Consider the following 18,512-nt stretch of genomic DNA (forward strand, 5'->3'; position numbering starts at 1 on the left):
CGGCCCCGGCCGGAGCAGCTCCCCGGGACCGGAAGGACACGAGGTGAGGAAGACCCTCAAGAACCGCCGCATCCGCTACAGCATCGTCATGCTCGCGGTCATCGCCCTCGCCGCCGTGTTCGTGGTGCGGCTCGTCGACATCCAGGTCGTGCAGGCGGCCGAGCTGAACAAGGCCGCGGCCGCCAAGCGGAGCATCCCGGTGACCCTCTACGGCACGCGCGGCGCGATCGTCGACCGGAACGGCACCGACCTCGCCGACAGCGTCACCCGCTACAACATCACGACGGCCCCGCGGATCGTCGCGAAGTTCAGCGGCACGCTCGGCGGGACCCGGATCAAGGACGTCTCCGTCGCGCAGGCCCTCACCGCGCTCGCGCAGGCAGCAGGCGACGGCGCGGACGTCGGCACGATGAAGAAGACCATCGCGCAGAACCCCGACTCGGACTTCGCGTTCCTCGTGAAGGGCCTCGACATCCCGCACTACCGCGCGGTGATGGCGCTCGACATCCCGTGGCTCTACCCGCAGAAGCAGTCCGCCAGGGTCTACCCGAACGGTGCCGCGGCGGGCAACCTCACCGGCTTCATGGGCACCGACGGCGCGCAGGCGGGCCTGGAGTACGCCTACGACAAGTGCCTCGCCGGCTCGAACGGTTCGCAGGTCTACGAGCGCGGCGAGGACGGCGTGCAGCTGCCCGGCAGCACGGTCACGACGAAACAGGCGCGGAACGGCGGCACCGTCCAGACCACGATCGACGAGGACCTGCAGTACATGACGCAGCAGGACATCGCGCAGCAGGCCCAGGCACTCGGCGCGGAGTCCGCGACGGGGATCGTGGCGAACGCCAAGACGGGCGAGGTCCTCGCCCTCGCCGACTACCCGAGCGTCGACCCGAACGACATCAACGCGACGAAGGACCCGGGGAACTTCGGGTCGAAGGCGATCACGTCGCTCTACGAACCGGGTTCGACGATCAAGGCGGCGATCGCCGCGACGCTCATCGACACCGGCAAGGCAAGCCCGACGACGCAGGAGACCGTCGACTACTCGCGGACCTTCCCGTGGGGCGGTCGCATCACGGACGCCGAGGCGCACGGCCGCGAGAACCTCACCCTGACGGGGATCCTCGCGCAGTCCTCCAACGTCGGCATCTCCGAGGTCGGCGAGGCCCTGAGTGCTCAGCAGCGCTTCGACGCGATGAAGAAGTTCGGGCTGTTCGAGTCCGACCCGGCGATCCGGTTCCCCGGTCAGCCGACCTGGCCGGACGCCGCGAGCCCGAACTGGGACCAGCAGACGAACGTCAACTCGATGTTCGGGCAGGGCATCTCGACGAACGCGCTCCAGGTCGCCGGCATCTACCAGACCCTGGCGAACGGCGGGGAGCGGATCCCGCTGCACTTCGTCTCGGGCTGCAAGCAGGCCGACGGCACCGTGACCGACCAGCCCGATCTGACCCCGACGCGCGTGGTGTCCCAGGCCGCAGCGACGCAGACGGTCGACATGCTCCAGAGCACGATCACGGCCACGGCGGGCACCCTGCACGCGATGGGACCGATCTCCGGCTACAACGTCGCGGCCAAGACGGGGACCGCCGAGGTCGCGACGGCGAACGGCGGCGGCTACGGCAGCGACCGGGTGATCTCGGTGGCCGGAATGGCACCTGCGGAGGACCCCCAGTATGTTGTCACGGTGACGTTCACGAAGCCGGGGCCCGGACATCGGTTCTCCAGCTCCGCGGCTCCGGCGTTCCACACCCTCATGTCCCAGGTGCTCGAGAAGTACCGTGTCACCCCCTCCACGACCTCGGTCAAGTCGTACCCGACGACGTGGTGAGGAAGAAGGAGCACTTGTCCGCTCGGATCCCCCCGGTCCTCCGCCCGGAACACCCGGCACCCCGGCCGCTCGCCGAACTCGTCAACGCGTTCGGGCTGCGTGTCGCCGGCTCGGTCGACGGCGTCGACGTGACGGGCGTCACCCTGACGGCGGCCGAGGTGCAGCCGGGTGACGTCTTCGTCGGCGTGCACGGTGCGAACCGGCACGGCGCGGAGTTCGCGTCCGAGGCGGCCGAGCGCGGCGCGGTCGCGGTGATGACCGACGCCGACGGCCTCGACCTCGCCGTGCCGAGCGGGCTCCCGGTGCTCGTCGTCGACGACCCCCGTGCGGCGCTCGGCGAGGTCTCGGCGTGGGTGTACCGCACGGACGAGGACGCGGACGACCTCCCGCAGCTCTTCGCGGTCACCGGCACGAACGGCAAGACCAGCACCGCGTACCTCCTCGAGGCGATCCTCCAGCAGCTCGGGCTCGTCACGGGTCTCAGCTCGACGGCGGAGCGTCACATCGGGTCGCTCAGCGTGACGAGCCGGCTCACCACGCCCGAGGCGAGCGAGATGCACGCGCTCCTCGCCCGGATGCGCGAGGCCGGGGTCCGTGCCGTCGCGGTGGAGGTCAGTGCGCAGGCGCTCAGCCGGCACCGGGTCGACGGCATCGTCTTCGACGTGGTGGCGTTCACGAACCTGAGCCACGACCACCTCGACGACTACGCCGACATGGAGGAGTACTACCAGGCGAAGCTCCCGCTGTTCCAGCCGGAGCGCGGGCGCCGGGGCGTCGTCTCGCTCGACTCGTCCTGGGGGCAGCGCGTCGTCGACGACTCCCGCATCCCGGTCACCACCATCACCGTGCACGACGACGTCGAGGCCGACTGGCACGTCCGGATCACCGAGGCGCACGCCGCCCACACCGAGTTCCGGCTCGAGGGTCCCGAGGGCCGTCACCTGACGACCCGTGTGCCGCTGATCGGCTGGCACATGGCCGCGAACGCCGCGCTCGCGATCGTCATGCTCGTCGAGGGCGGGTTCGAGCTCGGCGCGATCGAGCAGGCACTCGACGGCGGCATCGACGCCTACCTGCCGGGACGGACCGAGCGTGTCTCCGGCGACGACGGCCCGAGCGTCTACGTCGACTTCGGGCACAGTCCGGACGCGTTCCTCAACACCCTCGCCGCCGTGCGGCAGTTCACGCCCGGCCGGGTCATCATGCTGTTCGGGGCGGACGGCGACCGCGACACGACGAAGCGCGGGGACATGGCGCGTGTGGCCGCCGCGGGCAGCGACGTCCTCGTCGTCACCGACCACCACCCCCGGTTCGAGGACGCCGCGAGCATCCGCAAGACACTCGTCGACGCTGCGCGCGAGGCGTACCCGGACCACGAGCTGTACGAGGTCACCCCGCCGGAGGCCGCGATCCGCAAGGCCGTCGAACTGGCCGGCGAGGGCGACTCGATCCTCTGGGCGGGCCCCGGACACCAGGACTACCGCGACATCGAGGGCGTCCGTACCGAGTACTCGGCGCGCGCCGAGGCGCGTGCGGCACTCCGGGAAGCCGGCTGGACCCCGTCCGAGGCGCCCCGGTGATCGCCCTGACGCTGGCCGAGATCGCCGCCGCCGTCTCCGGCCGGCTCGTGACGGGGGCACCCGGGACGGTCGTCGCCGGTTCGGTGGAGACCGATTCGCGACTGGTCGGCGATGACAGCGTGTTCTTCGCCCTCGTCGGTGCCGAGACCGACGGGCACCGGTTCGTCCCGGACGCCGTCGCTGCCGGCGCGGCGCTCGTGGTCACGCAGGAACGGGTCGAGACGGCGGCCGCGCAGATCGTCGTGGAGGACGGCTACCGCGCCCTCGCCGCGCTCGCCCACGAAGTCGTCGCGCGCGTCCGCACGGCGACCGCGGACCGCCCGGAGGGGCCGCTCCGCACGGTCGGCATCACCGGCTCGAACGGCAAGACGAGCACGAAGAACATGCTCCGCACGATCCTGTCGACCGTCGGCGAGACGGTCGCCCCGGAGGGCTCGTTCAACAACCACGTCGGCGCCCCGATCTCGATGCTGCGGCTCACCGACGACTCCCGCTTCCTCGTCGTCGAGATGGGTGCGAGCGGCATGGGCGAGATCGCGAAGCTCGTCCGGATCGCCGAGCCGGACGTCGGGGTCGTCCTCAAGGTCGGGCTCGCGCACGCCGGCGAGTTCGGGGGCATCGAGATGACCCAGCGGGCGAAGTCCGAGATGGTCACCGACCTGCCCGGCACGGCGACGGCGGTCCTCAACGCCGACGACGACCGCGTGATGGCGATGGCGGACATCACCGCGGCGAAGGTCGTCACCTTCGGCACGGACGCGTCGGCCGAGTACCGGATCACGGACCTGGAGACCGACCGGACCGGCACGCGGTTCGTGCTGACGCACGCGCCTGCGGCGGGCCGGACGGGAGGCGCGGCCGACGTCGCGTCGTCGGCGAGCGACACGCAGACCGTCCAGCTCGCGATCCTCGGCGAGCACCACGCCATGAACGCCACCGCCGCGCTCGTCGTCGCCGCCGCATGGGGCGTGCCGCTCGCCGACGGTGCCCGGGCGCTCGCCTCGATGACGCGAGCCGAACGCTGGCGGATGGAGCTCCTCCAGGGCGGGCCGGAGGGCGTGACCGTCGTGAACGACGCGTACAACGCGAGTCCGGACTCGATGGCCGCCGCGCTCCGCACGCTCGCGCAGGTCGTCCGCCCCGGGGAGCGGACCGTCGCGGTGCTCGGCGAGATGGCGGAACTCGGCGAGTACTCCGTCGAGGAGCACGACCGCATCGGCCGCCTCGTGGTCCGCCTCGGCATCGGACAGCTCATCGTCGTCGGCCGCGGCGCGCTGCCCATCCACCAGGCCGCCTCCCTCGAGGGGTCGTGGGACGGCGAGTCGGTCTACGTCGAGGACGCCGACGACGCCGTCCGTGTCGTCGAGCAGATGGTCCGCCCCGGCGACGTCGTGCTCGTGAAGTCCTCGAAGTCCGCCGGCCTCCGACACCTCGGCGACCGCCTGGGAGGTGTTCCCGCATGATCGCCCTGCTCATCGCCGGTGCCGTGTCGCTGGCGTTCACACTCCTGCTCACGCCGCTGTTCATCCGCCTGTTCCACCGGCTCGGGTGGGGGCAGTTCATCCGCGACGACGGACCGCAGTCGCACCACACCAAGCGGGGCACCGCGACGATGGGCGGGATCGTGCTGATCATCGGCACGGTGATCGGGTACTTCGTCGGGCACCTCGTCGGACGCGACCACGTCACCCTCTCCGGCATGCTCGTGCTCTTCATGATGGTCGGGCTCGGGTTCGTCGGGTTCCTCGACGACTTCCTCAAGGTCCGACGGCAGCGCAGTCTCGGGTTGGGCGGGTGGGCCAAGGTCCTCGGCCAGGTCATCGTCGGTGTCATCTTCGCGACCGTCGCCCTCGTGGTGCCGAGCGTGAACGGTGAGTACCCGGCGTCCAAGATGATCTCGGCCGTGCGGGACATCGACTGGTTGAACTTCATGGCGCTCGGCACGGTCGTCGGCACGGTGCTGTACCTCGCGTGGACCGTGCTCCTGACCGTGTCGACGTCGAACGGCGTCAACGTCGCGGACGGCCTGGACGGACTCGCGACGGGCACGAGCATCCTCGCGATCGGCTCGTACATCTTCATCGGGTTCTGGCAGTCGAACCAGGAGTGCGGTGGTCCCCGGCTCGACGACAGCGTCGTCCACGCCTGCTACACCGTGACGACCCCGCTCGACCTCGCCGTGGTCGCCGCGTCGATCTGCGGTGGGCTCATCGGGTTCCTCTGGTACAACACGTCGCCGGCGCAGATCTTCCTCGGCGACACGGGCTCCCTCGGACTCGGCGGGGCACTCGCCGCGCTCGCGATCCTCAGCCGCACCGAGCTGCTGCTGATCCTCATCGGCGGACTGTTCTTCATCGTCACCGGCTCGGTCATCCTGCAGCGCGCGTACTTCAAGATCACGCACGGCAAGCGGATCTTCCTGATGAGTCCGCTGCACCACCACTTCGAGCTGAAGGGCTGGGCCGAGGTCACCGTCGTCGTCCGTTTCTGGATCATCGCGGGACTCTGCGTCGCGGCCGGCGTGGGGGTGTTCTACCTCGAGTGGATCACGCGAGCCAATGCCTGACCGTCTCGACGGGCTGACGTCCTGGTACGCCGACGGCTGGAAGCACCTCCGCGTCGCGGTGCTCGGGCTCGGGTCGACGGGGTTCTCGGTCGCCGACACCCTCGTCGAGCTCGGCAGCGACGTGCTCGTGCTCTCCGAGGACGCCCCGGAGGACCGGGTCGAACTCCTGCACGTCATCGGCGCCGCGTTCGCGCAGACGTCCCTGACGACGGTGCCGGATCGACTCGCCGCGTTCGCGCCGGACCTCGTGGTCGCGTCGCCCGGGCTCCCGCCGTCGAACGCCAGCGTGGTCTGGAGTGCGGAGCACAGCACCGTCTGGGGCGACGTCGAACTCGCGTGGCGGGTCCGCGACAAGGTCATTCGTGCGGCCGCCCCGGGGACGACGCCCGGCGTGGCGCCGTGGGTGCTCGTCACCGGGACGAACGGCAAGACCACCACGACGCAGCTCACGACCGCGATGTACGCGTCGGGCGGGATGCGTGCCGTCGCGTGCGGCAACATCGGGGTGCCGGTGCTCGACGTGGTGCGCGACCCGGACGGGTGGGACGTCCTCGTCGTCGAGCTCTCGAGCCACCAGCTGCACGCCCTCCCGACGACCGGACCCGGCGCCCTCGTGCCGCTCGCGTCGACGTGCCTGAACCTCGCCGACGACCACCTGGAGTGGCACGGCTCGGCCGAGGCGTACCGCGCTGCGAAGGCCAAGGTCTACGCCAACACCGTCATCGCCTGCGTGTACAACGTCACCGACGCGGCGACGCGGACCATGGTCGAGGACGCGGACGTGCTCGAGGGGTGTCGCGCGGTCGGGTTCACCCCCGGCATCCCGGCACCCGGCGACCTCGGCGTGGTCGAGGAGGTCCTCTGCGACCGCGCGTTCCTCGACGACCGCCGCAACGCCGCCCTCGAACTCGCGACGCACGCGGACCTCGACGCCGCTGGGCTGACGTCCCCGCACATGGTCATGAACGTGCTCGCGGCCGCCGCACTCGCCCGTGCCGGCGGTGTCGAGCCCGTCGCGATCCGGGATGCGGTGCGCGGGTTCTCGCCGGACCACCACCGGACCGAGTTCGTCGCGGCGGCGGGTGGCGTCACCTGGATCGACGACTCCAAGGCGACGAACCCGCACGCCGCGACCGCGTCGCTGTCCGCCTTCGACGGTGTCGTCTGGATCGTCGGCGGGCTGTTCAAGGGCGTCGACGTCGACGGTCTCGTCGCGCGGTTCGGACCGGCGGTGCGGGGGGTCGTGGTCATCGGCGCGGACCGGTCGGCCGTGCTCGAGTCATTCGCGCGACACGCGCCCGATGTCATCGTGCGCGAGGTGTCGACGACCGACACTGATCAGGTCATGCCCGAGGCGGTCCGGCATGCCGCCGGTGTCGCTCGACCCGGTGACACGGTCCTCCTCGCCCCGGCGGCGGCGTCCTTCGACCAGTTCGAGTCCTACGGCGACCGGGGGCGACGCTTCGCGGACGCGGTCCGCGACCTGTTGAACACCGATCACCTGGAGGGGAGCGCCGATGGCGAATCCGCCGACGAGCCTCCGCCGGGGGACCGCGACGAGCACGCCTGAGCACGCCGCGTCCGGGCACCGCTCCGGACGCGGCGCGGTCGTGGCCGTCAAGCAGCTGTTCGTCGCCGAGACCGGGGCGTTCTACACGATCCTCGGGGTGACCCTGTTCCTCGTCGTGTTCGGCGTCGTGATGGTGCTGTCGTCGTCGAGCGTCGAGCAGTACGCCGCGACGCACGACTTCTTCGGCGCGTTCACGCGGCAGGGCCTGTACGCGGTCATCGGCGTCCCGCTGATGCTCATCGCATCGAGGCTCCCAGTGCGGTTCTGGCGCAAGTGGGCGATGCGGATCGTCATCATCGGCCTGTTCGTGCAGGCGCTCGTGGTGCTGACGCCGCTCGGCTACTCGATCCAGGGGAACCGGAACTGGATCCGCGTCGGCTCGTTCACGGCGCAGCCGTCCGAGATCCTGAAGCTCGCGCTCGTGCTCGGCATCGGGGCGATCATCTACGCCAAGCGCGACAAGCTCGACGACTGGCGCGAGGTGTTCGTCCCGATCGGCGTCGCGAGCGTGCTGTCGATCGGACTGGTGCTGCTCGGCGGTGACCAGGGCACGTCGATGGTGATGATGATCCTCGTCTTCGGGGCGCTGTTCGTCGGCGGCGCACGGCTGCGACACCTGGGCGTCGGGCTCCTCGCGCTCGCGGTCGTCCTGCCGATCGTCACGCTCTCACGGGGCTCCCGGTCGAGCCGCATCAGTGCGTGGCTCTCCGGCTGCACGAACGCGAACCAGTACCAGGACCTCTGCTGGCAGCCGACCCACGGCATGTGGGCACTCTCCTCCGGCGGGGTGTTCGGTGTCGGGCTCGGGAACTCCAAGGCCAAGTGGTCCTGGCTCCCCGAGGCCGACAACGACTACATCTTCGCGATCATCGGCGAGGAGCTCGGGCTCATCGGCGCGATCGTCGTGCTGGCGCTGTTCGTGGTCCTCGCGATCGGGTTCATCAAGGTCATCCGGTCGAGCCGCGACCCGTTCGTGCGCACCGTCACGGGCGGGGTGCTCGCCTGGATCATCGGACAGGCGTTCATGAACATCGCCGTGGTCCTCGGTCTGCTGCCGGTGCTCGGCGTCCCGTTGCCACTGATATCCGCGGGCGGGTCGGCGCTCATCATGACCCTCGTCGCGATCGGTGTCGTGCTGTCGTTCGCCCGCGAAGCACCGGCGCCCCCGGTCGCGGTGACCACGGACGGGTTCCACGACGCCGCCGCGCAACGGTCGGCGGCTGCCGCGGCCCAGCGCGCGTCCCGGACCCGGCAGGGATCCCGGTGAGCCGATACCTCTTCGCCGGCGGCGGCACCGCGGGACACGTGAACCCGCTGCTCGCCGTCGCCGACCGGTTGCGGGAGCGCGAGCCGGACGCCGAGGTCCTGGTGCTCGGCACGGCGGAGGGCCTGGAGTCCCGCCTGGTCCCGATGCGCGGGTACGAGCTCGTGACCATCCCACGTCTGCCGTTCCCGCGTCGCCCGAGTGCCGCGGCCCTGCGGTTCCCCGGTGCGTTCCGCGGAGCGGTCACCAGCGTCGAGCGGATCATCCGCGAGCGCGGCGTCGACGTCGTGATGGGCGTGGGCGGGTACGCCGCCGCTCCCGCGTACCTCGCCGCGCGCCGGACACGGACGCCGATCGCCGTGCACGAGGCGAACGCCAGGGCCGGTCTCGCGAACCGGCTCGCCGCGGTCTTCACGCGGCACGTCGGCACGACGTTCTCGAACACACGACTCCCGCACGCCCGGCTCGTCGGGATGCCGCTTCGTCGTGAGATCGAGCGGCTCGACCGGCGTGCGTCGCGTGCCGAGGGACTCGCCGCGTTCGGCCTCGCCGCCGATCGTCCGGTGCTGCTCGTCACCGGCGGGTCCTCGGGCGCGCGGCGGATCAACGAGACCGTGCACCGTTCCGCGGCGACCATCGTCGGTGCCGGGTGGCAGGTCCTGCACGTCGTCGGCGCGAAGTCCGAGATCGCGGACAGCACGCTCGACGGGTACTCGGTGCTCCGGTACGTCGACCGGATGGACCTCGCGTACGCCGCATCGGACTTCGTCGTGTCCCGCTCCGGCGCGGGCATGGTCTGCGAGCTCACCGCCGTCGGGCTGCCGAGCGTCCTGGTGCCGTATCCTGTCGGCAACGGCGAGCAGCGGCACAACGCGCAGGACGTCGTCGACGCCGGCGGGGCGGTGCTCGTGGCGGACGCGGACTTCGTGCCCGACTGGGTCACGTTCGAGCTCCTCGGCATCCTGCAGGACCGCGCGCGCATCGCGGACATGGCGGTCAGGGCCGGCAGTGTCGGCCACCGCGACGGCGCCGACCGGATGACGGACCTGGTGCTCGACGCGCAGGCAGGCGTCCACCGCAGCGCGCACGCGACAGACCAGGAGCGACCATGACCATCAAGCCCGACCTCACCCAGCCGGTCCCCGCCGAGCTCGGCACGCTGCACTTCGTCGGCATCGGCGGCTCCGGCATGAGCGGCATCGCGCGGATGTTCCTGAACGACGGCCGCCGCGTCACCGGCTCGGACTCGCGCGAGTCGGCGACGACTGGTCGGCTCCGGGAACTCGGTGCGGAGATCCGCATCGGGCACGACGCCGCGAACGTCGGGGACGCCGACACGATCGTCGTGACGAGTGCGCTCTGGTCGGACAACCCGGAGCTGCTCGAGGCACGGCGGCGCGGGATCCCAGTTCTGCACCGGTCGCAGGCCCTCGCCGCCCTCATCGCCGGACGCCGTCTGGTCTCGGTCGCCGGTGCTCATGGCAAGACGACCTCGACCGGCATGATCGTCACCGCGCTCGTGGAGCTGGGCCTCAGCCCGAACTTCGTCAACGGCGGGGTCATCCAGTCACTCGGGGTGAGCTCCGGCAGCGGCTCGAGCGAGACGTTCGTGGTGGAGGCCGACGAGTCGGACGGCTCGTTCCTGCTGTACGACACCGCGATCGCCCTGGTCACGAACGTCGACGCGGACCACCTCGACCACTACGGCAGCGAGCAGGCGTTCATGGACGCGTTCGTCGACTTCACCGCCAGGGCCTCCGAGCGGGTCGTGATCTCGAGCGACGACGCGGGCGCCCGGCGCGTCACCGAGGGCCTCCGCGCGGCTGCGGCCTCGGCAGCGAGCCCGACGAGCCCGACGAGCCCGACGAGCCCGACGATCGTCACCTTCGGCGAGGCGTCCGACGCCGACGTCCGGATCGTCGCGATCGAGGAGTCGGCCGGGGTGGAGGCGGACATCGTGTTCGGAGGGGAGACCCACCACCTCGCGCTCCGGGTGCCGGGGCGCCACAACGCGGTGAACGCCGCCGGTGCCTTCGCCGTGCTCGTCGGACTCGGGATCGAGCCGCAGGACGCCGTCCGGGGGCTCGAGGCGTTCGGTGGCACGGAGCGTCGGTTCGAGCTGCACGGGGTCGAGCGCGGCGTCAGCGTCTACGACGACTACGCGCACCACCCCACCGAGGTCGCCGCCGCGCTGCGCGCCGCCCGGACGGTCCTCGGCGACCGTCGGCTCATCGCCATCCACCAGCCGCACCTGTACTCGCGCACGCGGCTGATGGCGGCCGACTTCGCGAACGTCTACGAGCAGCTGGCCGACCACACGGTCGTCCTCGACGTCTACGGCGCACGGGAGGACCCGGAGCCCGGCGTGACCGGGGCGATGGTGCAGGAGCGGTTCGTGGACCAGTCCCGGGTCGACTACCTGCCGGACTGGGCGGAGGCTGCGGCACGGGCGGCCGAGCTCGCGCGGCCCGGCGATCTGGTCATGACGCTGAGCTGCGGCGACGTCTACCGGATCATCCCGCAGGTGCTCGCCGCCCTGGCCGACGGGAGCCCGTCCGACGGCACCACGTCCGACGGGAGCCCGTCCCACGGCACCACGTCCGACGGGAGCCCGTCCCACGGCAGCACCGCCGACGGCACCGAAGCCGGGGCACCGCTCCGGTGAGGCGACCAGAGGGGTTCGACGAGCGCGGCGGTGCCGACGAGCGCACCCGAGCCGACGAGCGCACCCGCGCCGACGGGCGCACTCGCACCGACGAACACGCCGCACGCAGGCGTCCGGCGTCGGGCGGTCCCGGCGCGGCGCGGACCACCCAGCCGAACGTGTCCGCCGCCGACGTGTCCGCCGACGACGCATCCGCCGGGAGCGACCGGGCCACCCGGGCCGGCTCGGCGCCGTCCGGCACCGACGGGACGGACGCCGGACGCGCCTCCCGGCTGGCCGGCGTCGCGGGCCGCCGGCTCGGAGCCGGCCTGACCTCGGTCCGCGGTCGGCTCCGCGAGCTGAGCCCGGACGAGGACTACGTCGACCCGGACGCGCCGGCGCCGCGGACCAGGACGGGCCTGCTGGACAACGGCGACCCCAGCAACCGCGGCGACGACGACGACCGCGGCGTCCGCGACGACGAGCACGCCCGACCCGCCGGGGCTGGCGTCCGCGCCGCGGAGACCGCGCGCGAGGCCCGCGCGGCACGGAAGCGCCGGCGTGTCGTCGAACGCCAGGAGGTGCGGCGGTTCACGCGCCGCAGTCGTCATCGTCGGGCCGTGTGGGTCACGACCGGATCGGTCCTGCTGGTCCTCGTGCTGTCCGTCGTCGTCGCGGTGTACTCGCCGCTGATGGCGATGACGACGATCGAGGTCAAGGGCACGAGCCGAGTCGACCGGTCGCAGGTGCTCGCCGCGGTGGACGGCCAGCTCGGCACGCCCCTCGCCCGGGTCGACTTCGGGCGGATCAAGCGGGAGCTCGCCGGCTTCCCCCTCATCGAGAGCTACGTCACGAGCGAGGCGCCGCCGCACACGCTCGTCATCACCGTGACCGAGCGGGAGCCGATCGTCGCGGTCAAGACCGGTTCCGGGTTCGACCTCGTCGACCCCGCCGGCATCATCGTCGAGTCCGACCCGAACAAGCCGGACGGGATGCCCGTGGCCGACGTGCAGCCGTCGCAGATCGGCGGGGCGGCGTACCGGACGATGACGGACGTCGTGCTCGCGCTGCCGTCGACGATCCGGTCGACGGTCACCGGGGTCACGGCGACGACCTCCGACGACGTGACCCTGACCCTGGCCTCCGGTGCCGAGGTCGTGTGGGGGAGCCCGGACGACTCGGCGGCGAAGGCCGCGCTGCTCACCGCGCTCGTCAAGGACCACGAGGCCCGCGACCCGGGAACGGCCGTCGAGTACGACGTCTCGGCACCCGACAACGGGATCGTCCGGACCAAGGGCTGACGTCCGCGGGCCAGGGTGTCGCAATTCGCGGGCGGCATCCGCGACACGCGGCGTGGCGGGTGTCCAGCGCACCGTCGACCCCCGTACCGTCGAGGACAGCACCCCACATACCAGCAAAAACCGTGAACTTCAACTAGAGGTTCAGGGTTCCACCGGAGGCCAGCCAACGTGACCACGAACCACAACTACCTCGCCGTCATCAAGGTGGTCGGCGTCGGCGGTGGCGGCGTCAACGCCGTCAACCGCATGATCGAGCTGGGACTCCGCGGCGTGGAGTTCATCGCGATCAACACCGACGCCCAGGCGCTCCTCCTGAGCGACGCCGACGTCAAGCTCGACGTCGGCCGCGAGATCACCCGCGGCCTCGGTGCCGGTGCGGACCCCGAGGTCGGCCGCCGTGCCGCCGAGGACCACGCCGAGGAGATCGAGGAGGCCCTCGCCGGTGCCGACATGGTCTTCGTCACGGCGGGTGAGGGCGGCGGCACCGGGACCGGCGGTGCACCGGTCGTCGCACGCATCGCCAAGTCGATCGGCGCGCTCACCATCGGCGTCGTCACGAAGCCCTTCGGGTTCGAGGGCAAGCGCCGCCAGTCCCAGGCCGAGAACGGCGTCGCGACCCTCAAGGACGAGGTCGACACGCTCATCGTCGTCCCGAACGACCGGCTGCTCGAGATCAGCGACCGCGGCATCTCCATGGTCGAGGCCTTCGCCACCGCCGACCAGGTGCTCCTCGCCGGCGTCCAGGGGATCACCGACCTGATCACCACCCCTGGTCTCATCAACCTCGACTTCGCCGATGTCAAGAGCGTCATGCAGGGCGCCGGTTCGGCACTGATGGGGATCGGGTCGTCCCGCGGCGCCGACCGGGCCATCAAGGCCGCCGAGCTCGCCGTCGCGTCGCCGCTGCTCGAGGCCTCGATCGATGGCGCGCACGGCGTGCTGCTGTCGATCCAGGGCGGGTCGAACCTCGGCATCTTCGAGATCAACGACGCCGCACGCCTCGTCCAGGAGGCCGTCCACCCGGAGGCGAACATCATCTTCGGTGCGGTGATCGACGACACGCTCGGCGACGAGGTCCGTGTCACCGTCATCGCCGCCGGCTTCGACGGCGGCGAGCCGACGACACCGCAGAAGGACCGCCGCGCCAGCTACGTCGACCCGGACGGCGGCTCGTCCGCCGCGTCGTCGTCGACCGGTTCGATCGAGGACTCCTCGACCTCGTCGTGGGCGTCGCAGGAGCACCAGCCGCCGGCGCAGCGCGCCGCTGACCCGGCGTTCGACGACGACGACGACGAGCTCGACGTCCCCGACTTCCTGAAGTAACGGTGGCGTCGGACGCGCGCGAGGGCCTCCAGGTCGACCCCGGACTGGAGGCGCGACTCGCGTCCGTCAGGCACGGCATCGCCGACGCCGCGCGGGCCGCGGGGCGGGATCCGGACGAACTCACCCTCGTCGTCGTGACGAAGTTCCAGCCCGCGGCGCTCGTTCGCGAGCTCGCGGCGCTCGGGGTCACCGACGTGGGGGAGAACCGCCACCAGGAGGCCGAGGCGAAGGCCGCCGAGCTCGACGACCTCGGGCTCACCTGGCACTTCATCGGACAGCTGCAGAGCAAGAAGGCCCGTCAGGTCCGTCGGTACGCGCAGGTCGTGCAATCGCTCGACCGGGCGTCGGTGGTGGATGCGTTCGCCCCGACCGAGGCCGACCCGGACCCGGTCATGATCGACGGCTTCGTCCAGGTCGCCCTCTCCGCGGACCCGTCCCGGGGCGGCGTGCAGCCCGACGACGTCGAGGCACTCGTGGAGCGCGTCCTGGCCACCGGCACGATCCGGCTCCGCGGCGTGATGGCCGTGGCGCCGCTCGGCGAGGACCCCCGCGCCGCGTTCGCCCGACTGCGGGCGGTCTCCGAGCGTGTCCGGACGATCGCGCCGGACGCCACGGACATCTCGGCGGGGATGAGCGGCGACCACGCCGAGGCCGTCGCCGAAGGTGCGACACACCTCCGCATCGGCACCGCAATCACGGGAAACCGGCCCCCTGCTCGTTAGCCTCGCAGTGGGCATCCACGAGTACCGATCCACCGGAGGAACGACCATGGCCAATCCGCTGCGCAAGACGATGGTCTACCTGGGCCTCGCCGACGAGGACCTCGAGTACGACGAGCAGGACGAGCAGACGCACACGCGCGCTCCGCAGAACGAGCCGCACCACCAGACCCCGGCCGCCGCTCCGGCGGCACAGGCAGCCCCGGCCGCCGCTCCGGCACCCGTCGCGCCCGTCGCGGCTCCGACCCAGCAGCGCGCGCAGGTCACCCCGCTCCGCCGCAACCACGCACAGAAGGCGACCCCGGTCCAGGAAATGAACGAGATCCTCACCGTCCACCCCCGCGAGTACAAGGACGCGCAGACCATCGCCGAGAGCTTCCGAGACGGCGTCCCGGTCATCATCAACCTCTCGCAGATGACCGAGGGCGACGCACGTCGCATGATCGACTTCGCGAGCGGACTGTCCCTCGGGCTGTACGGCAAGATCGAGCGCGTCACCAACAAGGTGTTCCTGCTGTCGCCGGCGCACATCGCGGTGAGCGGTGAGCCCGCTGAGGTAGAGTCCGACATCGAGGCGTCCTTCTTCGCCCAGTCCTGAGGACCCGCTCCCGAGTCCTGTCCGGGCAGGTGGTCATCGATCCGATCGGATCGGGATCCACCGGTCCGCTGCCCGCCCCTGAACGAGCGAGTTGATCAGCCCGATGTCCGCCGTTGTCTCGATCCTCTACTACCTGGTCCTGCTCTACTTCTTCGTGATGTGGGCCCGGTTCGTGCTCGACCTGGTCCGGAACTTCAACCAGCGGTGGCGCCCGACGGGTGCGGTGCTCGTCGGAGCCGAGTTCGTCTTCGCGGTCACCGACCCGCCGATCCGGGCCGTCCGACGGGTGCTGCCGCCGCTCCGGATGGGTGTCGTCGCGCTCGACTTCGGATGGAGCATCGTCATGCTCGTCGTCATCATCGTGATGAGCATCCTCGGCGCCATCCGCTGAGTCGGATCCGCCACCGCCCGACATCTCCACGGTCGACTTCGCCACGCCGCGGTCGACTTCGCCACGCCGCGGTCGCCGGTGTGTGAGTCCCGGACGACTCCGGTGTACGGTTGTCGGGACCACGGTGCACGTCGACGGCGTGCACCCGCACCGAAGACGCGTCCGATGCATCGACACTGATACATTCGACACGACCGTTCGGTTCCACACGATCAGCAGTTCTATTGAGGTGACGGCAATGGCTTTGACGCCGGAAGACGTAGTCAACAAGCGGTTCCAGCCGACGAAGTTCCGTGAGGGCTACGACCAGGACGAGGTGGACGACTTCCTCGACGAGGTCGTCGTCGAGCTCCGCCGTCTCGGCCAGGAGAACGAGGAACTGCGTCAGCGCCTCGCGACCGCGGAGTCGAACCCGCAGCCCGCCGCCGCGGCTGCACCGGCCGCGGCTCCCGAGCCCGAAGCCGTCCCCGAGCCGACCCCGGTGGCCGCCGCTCCGGAGCCCACCCCCGTGGCTGCGCCGGTCGTCGCCCCGGCAGCGTCGGCGGTGGACCCGGACTCGGACACCGAAGGCACGTCGAACCTCCTGCAGCTCGCGCGTCGTCTCCACGAGGAGCACGTCCGCGAAGGCGCCGAGAAGCGCGACGCACTCATCGCCGAGGGTCACGCCACGGCCGCGCGTCTCGTCTCGGAGGCCGAGGCGAAGCAGCGTCAGATCCAGCAGGAAGCCGAAGCGCAGCAGCGTCAGCGCGTCGGCGTGCTCGAGCAGGAGCGCACCACGCTCGAAGGCCGCATCGAGGAGCTCCGCACCTTCGAGCGCGACTACCGCTCGCAGCTCAAGAGCTACATCCAGGGTCAGCTCAGCGAGCTCGACGCTGGTGGGTCCGAGCAGCCGGGCGCCCAGGGCGGCCAGAGCAACGGCTTCCAGCCGGCGTCGGCGCAGGGCTTCGGCTCCAACTGACGTTGACCACGGAGAACCATTCCGGCTCAGCCGGACCGACGAAGGTCAGTGCCCGCGCGATCGCGGCACTGGCCTTCGCCGCTGTCTGCGTGTACGCGCTCGACCAGGGTGTCAAGGCGCTCGTGGTCGCGCACCTCACGTACGGGCAGACCGTCGACGTCCTCGGTCGTGTGCTCCAACTGCACTACGTCACGAACCCAGGTGCGGCCTTCTCGTTCGCGACCGGGCAGACGTGGATCTTCTCGGTCATCGCCGCAGCGGTGGTCGTCGCCATCGTCGTGATGGCCCGACGGATCAAGTCGCTGTGGTGGGCCGTCCTCTTCGGCATGCTGCTCGGCGGAGCGCTCGGCAACCTCACCGACCGCCTCATCCGGCCACCGGCGTTCGGCCGTGGGCAGGTCGTGGACTTCATCTACACGCCGTGGATGATGCCGGCGATCTACAACATCGCCGACTCGTTCATCTGCATCAGCATGGCGATCTTCGTCGTCCTGACGATCATGGGGGTCAACCTCGACGGCACCCGCGCCGTCTCGAAGCGCAAGCGGGCCGAGCTGGCCGACCTGGAGGGCCACGGCGCCGCCGCCGCGACCGCTGCGGTCCCCGAGGCGGGTGCGTCCGGCACCGCGCGCCCGGCCGACGCGGACGCGGACGCGGACGACGCGGCCCGTGCTTCCCGGTCGTCGTCCGGGCACGACGCGACGTGAGCGGTACGCCCCATGGCTGAGTCGCGGAGCCTGCCGGTCCCGGACGGCCTCGCGGGCGAGCGCGTCGACGCGGCGATCGCGAAGCTGCTCGGCTTCAGCCGTTCGTTCGCCGCGGACGTCGTCGCCGCCGGCGGGGTCCGGGTCGACGGCTCGGTCGTCGACAAGTCCGACCGCCTGCACGCCGACGCGTGGCTCGAGGTCGAGTGGTCCCCGAAGGAACCTCCGCGCATCGTGCCGGTGGAGGTCCCCGGCATGGCCATCGTGTACGACGACGAGGACATCGTCGTCGTCGACAAGCCCGTCGGCGTCGCCGCGCACCCGTCGCCGGGGTGGGACGGCCCCACCGTCCCCGGTGGCCTCGCCGCGGCCGGGTTCACCATCGCGACCTCCGGGGCAGCCGAACGCGCGGGCATCGTGCACCGGCTCGACGCCGGAACGAGCGGGCTCATGGTCGTCGCGAAGACCGAACTCGCCTACACGCACCTCAAGCGCGCGTTCAAGGAGCGCTCCGTCGAGAAGGTCTACCACGCGCTCGTCCAGGGGCACCCGGATCCGACCTCGGGCACGATCGACGCGCCGATCGGCCGCCACCCGTCGAGCGACTGGAAGTTCGCGGTCACGGCCGAGGGCAAGCCGAGCGTGACGCACTACGCCACGCTCGAGGCCTTCCGCGCGGCGACCCTCCTCGAGGTCCACCTGGAGACCGGCAGGACGCACCAGATCCGGGTGCACATGGCTGCCACGCGGCACCCCTGCGTCGGCGACACGATGTACGGCGCCGACCCGACGCTCACCGCCGAGCTCGGGCTGACACGCCAGTGGCTCGACGCCGTCCGGCTCGGCTTCGCGCACCCGCGGACCGGTGACTGGGTGGCCTTCGAAGCGTCCTACCCGGCGGACCTGGAGCACGCGCTGGAGCTCGTGCGCGCCGCGTGACGTGGTGTCGGTGGGCTCCCGTTAGGCTGGTCGGACACCGGCGCTGACCCTCGGCCAGCAGCATGATCAACGGAGGCTCCGTGGCGGATTCCGACTCCTTCGTCCACCTGCACGTGCACAGCGA

General features: G+C 71.2%; 15 protein-coding genes and 1 pseudogene. All 16 read left to right on the top strand.

All coding sequences use genetic code 11. The annotated features are described in order from the left end of the window. The first annotated feature begins 43 nt into the window (after positions 1 to 43). Positions 44 to 1,831 carry a peptidoglycan D,D-transpeptidase FtsI family protein gene (locus ACO0E0_RS06575; RefSeq protein ID WP_422870605.1) on the top strand — a complete coding sequence of 596 codons (1,788 nt, stop codon included), beginning with the start codon at positions 44 to 46 and terminating at the stop codon, positions 1,829 to 1,831. Between the two features lie 14 nt (positions 1,832 to 1,845). Beyond that, complete coding sequence (locus ACO0E0_RS06580) at positions 1,846 to 3,411, top strand: Mur ligase family protein (RefSeq protein WP_422870606.1); 1,566 nt, start codon at positions 1,846 to 1,848, stop codon at positions 3,409 to 3,411. Further along, a complete protein-coding gene (locus tag ACO0E0_RS06585) occupies positions 3,408 to 4,874 on the top strand; it encodes a UDP-N-acetylmuramoyl-tripeptide--D-alanyl-D-alanine ligase (RefSeq protein ID WP_422870607.1) in 1,467 nt (488 codons plus the stop codon). The genes ACO0E0_RS06580 and ACO0E0_RS06585 overlap by 4 nt, the downstream gene beginning before the upstream one ends. Beyond that, entirely contained in the window at positions 4,871 to 5,977 is a 1,107-nt protein-coding gene (mraY, locus tag ACO0E0_RS06590; RefSeq protein WP_422870608.1) for a phospho-N-acetylmuramoyl-pentapeptide-transferase, read from the top strand. Before ACO0E0_RS06585 ends, mraY begins: the two co-directional genes overlap by 4 nt. Beyond that, complete coding sequence (murD, locus tag ACO0E0_RS06595) at positions 5,970 to 7,547, top strand: UDP-N-acetylmuramoyl-L-alanine--D-glutamate ligase (protein WP_422870609.1); 1,578 nt, start codon at positions 5,970 to 5,972, stop codon at positions 7,545 to 7,547. The genes mraY and murD overlap by 8 nt, the downstream gene beginning before the upstream one ends. Beyond that, the gene (gene ftsW, locus ACO0E0_RS06600) at positions 7,495 to 8,814 is read left to right on the top strand and encodes a putative lipid II flippase FtsW (RefSeq protein WP_422870610.1); all 1,320 of its coding nucleotides are present in this window, start codon (positions 7,495 to 7,497) and stop codon (positions 8,812 to 8,814) included. The genes murD and ftsW overlap by 53 nt, the downstream gene beginning before the upstream one ends. After that, positions 8,811 to 9,923, top strand: coding sequence for an undecaprenyldiphospho-muramoylpentapeptide beta-N-acetylglucosaminyltransferase (gene murG, locus ACO0E0_RS06605; protein ID WP_422870611.1), 1,113 nt, complete (start codon positions 8,811 to 8,813; stop codon positions 9,921 to 9,923). The genes ftsW and murG overlap by 4 nt, the downstream gene beginning before the upstream one ends. Further along, positions 9,920 to 11,350: pseudogene (gene murC, locus ACO0E0_RS06610) on the top strand (UDP-N-acetylmuramate--L-alanine ligase); the annotation flags it as partial. The gene murG and the pseudogene murC, both read left to right, overlap by 4 nt. A 122-nt stretch (positions 11,351 to 11,472) precedes the next feature. Then, complete coding sequence (locus tag ACO0E0_RS06615) at positions 11,473 to 12,756, top strand: cell division protein FtsQ/DivIB (RefSeq protein ID WP_422870612.1); 1,284 nt, start codon at positions 11,473 to 11,475, stop codon at positions 12,754 to 12,756. Between the two features lie 168 nt (positions 12,757 to 12,924). Beyond that, a complete protein-coding gene (gene ftsZ, locus ACO0E0_RS06620) occupies positions 12,925 to 14,079 on the top strand; it encodes a cell division protein FtsZ (protein ID WP_422870613.1) in 1,155 nt (384 codons plus the stop codon). A gap of 2 nt (positions 14,080 to 14,081) precedes the next feature. Further along, complete coding sequence (locus tag ACO0E0_RS06625; protein ID WP_422870614.1) at positions 14,082 to 14,801, top strand: YggS family pyridoxal phosphate-dependent enzyme; 720 nt, start codon at positions 14,082 to 14,084, stop codon at positions 14,799 to 14,801. Positions 14,802 to 14,847: 46 nt separating this feature from the next. After that, positions 14,848 to 15,396 carry a cell division protein SepF gene (locus tag ACO0E0_RS06630; protein ID WP_422870615.1) on the top strand — a complete coding sequence of 183 codons (549 nt, stop codon included), beginning with the start codon at positions 14,848 to 14,850 and terminating at the stop codon, positions 15,394 to 15,396. A gap of 103 nt (positions 15,397 to 15,499) precedes the next feature. Further along, positions 15,500 to 15,787 (top strand): YggT family protein, encoded by a 288-nt coding sequence (locus ACO0E0_RS06635; RefSeq protein ID WP_422870616.1) that lies wholly within the window; start codon positions 15,500 to 15,502, stop codon positions 15,785 to 15,787. A 238-nt stretch (positions 15,788 to 16,025) separates the two neighbouring features. After that, the gene (locus tag ACO0E0_RS06640) at positions 16,026 to 16,745 is read left to right on the top strand and encodes a DivIVA domain-containing protein (protein ID WP_422870617.1); all 720 of its coding nucleotides are present in this window, start codon (positions 16,026 to 16,028) and stop codon (positions 16,743 to 16,745) included. 2 nt (positions 16,746 to 16,747) lie between these two features. Continuing rightward, positions 16,748 to 17,452 carry a signal peptidase II gene (gene lspA / locus ACO0E0_RS06645; RefSeq protein WP_422870618.1) on the top strand — a complete coding sequence of 235 codons (705 nt, stop codon included), beginning with the start codon at positions 16,748 to 16,750 and terminating at the stop codon, positions 17,450 to 17,452. Positions 17,453 to 17,464: 12 nt separating this feature from the next. Continuing rightward, positions 17,465 to 18,388, top strand: coding sequence for an RluA family pseudouridine synthase (locus ACO0E0_RS06650; RefSeq protein ID WP_422870619.1), 924 nt, complete (start codon positions 17,465 to 17,467; stop codon positions 18,386 to 18,388). Positions 18,389 to 18,512 lie beyond the last annotated feature (124 nt).

This window comes from Curtobacterium phyllosphaerae (assembly GCF_049341865.1).
Lineage (GTDB): Bacteria > Actinomycetota > Actinomycetes > Actinomycetales > Microbacteriaceae > Curtobacterium > Curtobacterium phyllosphaerae.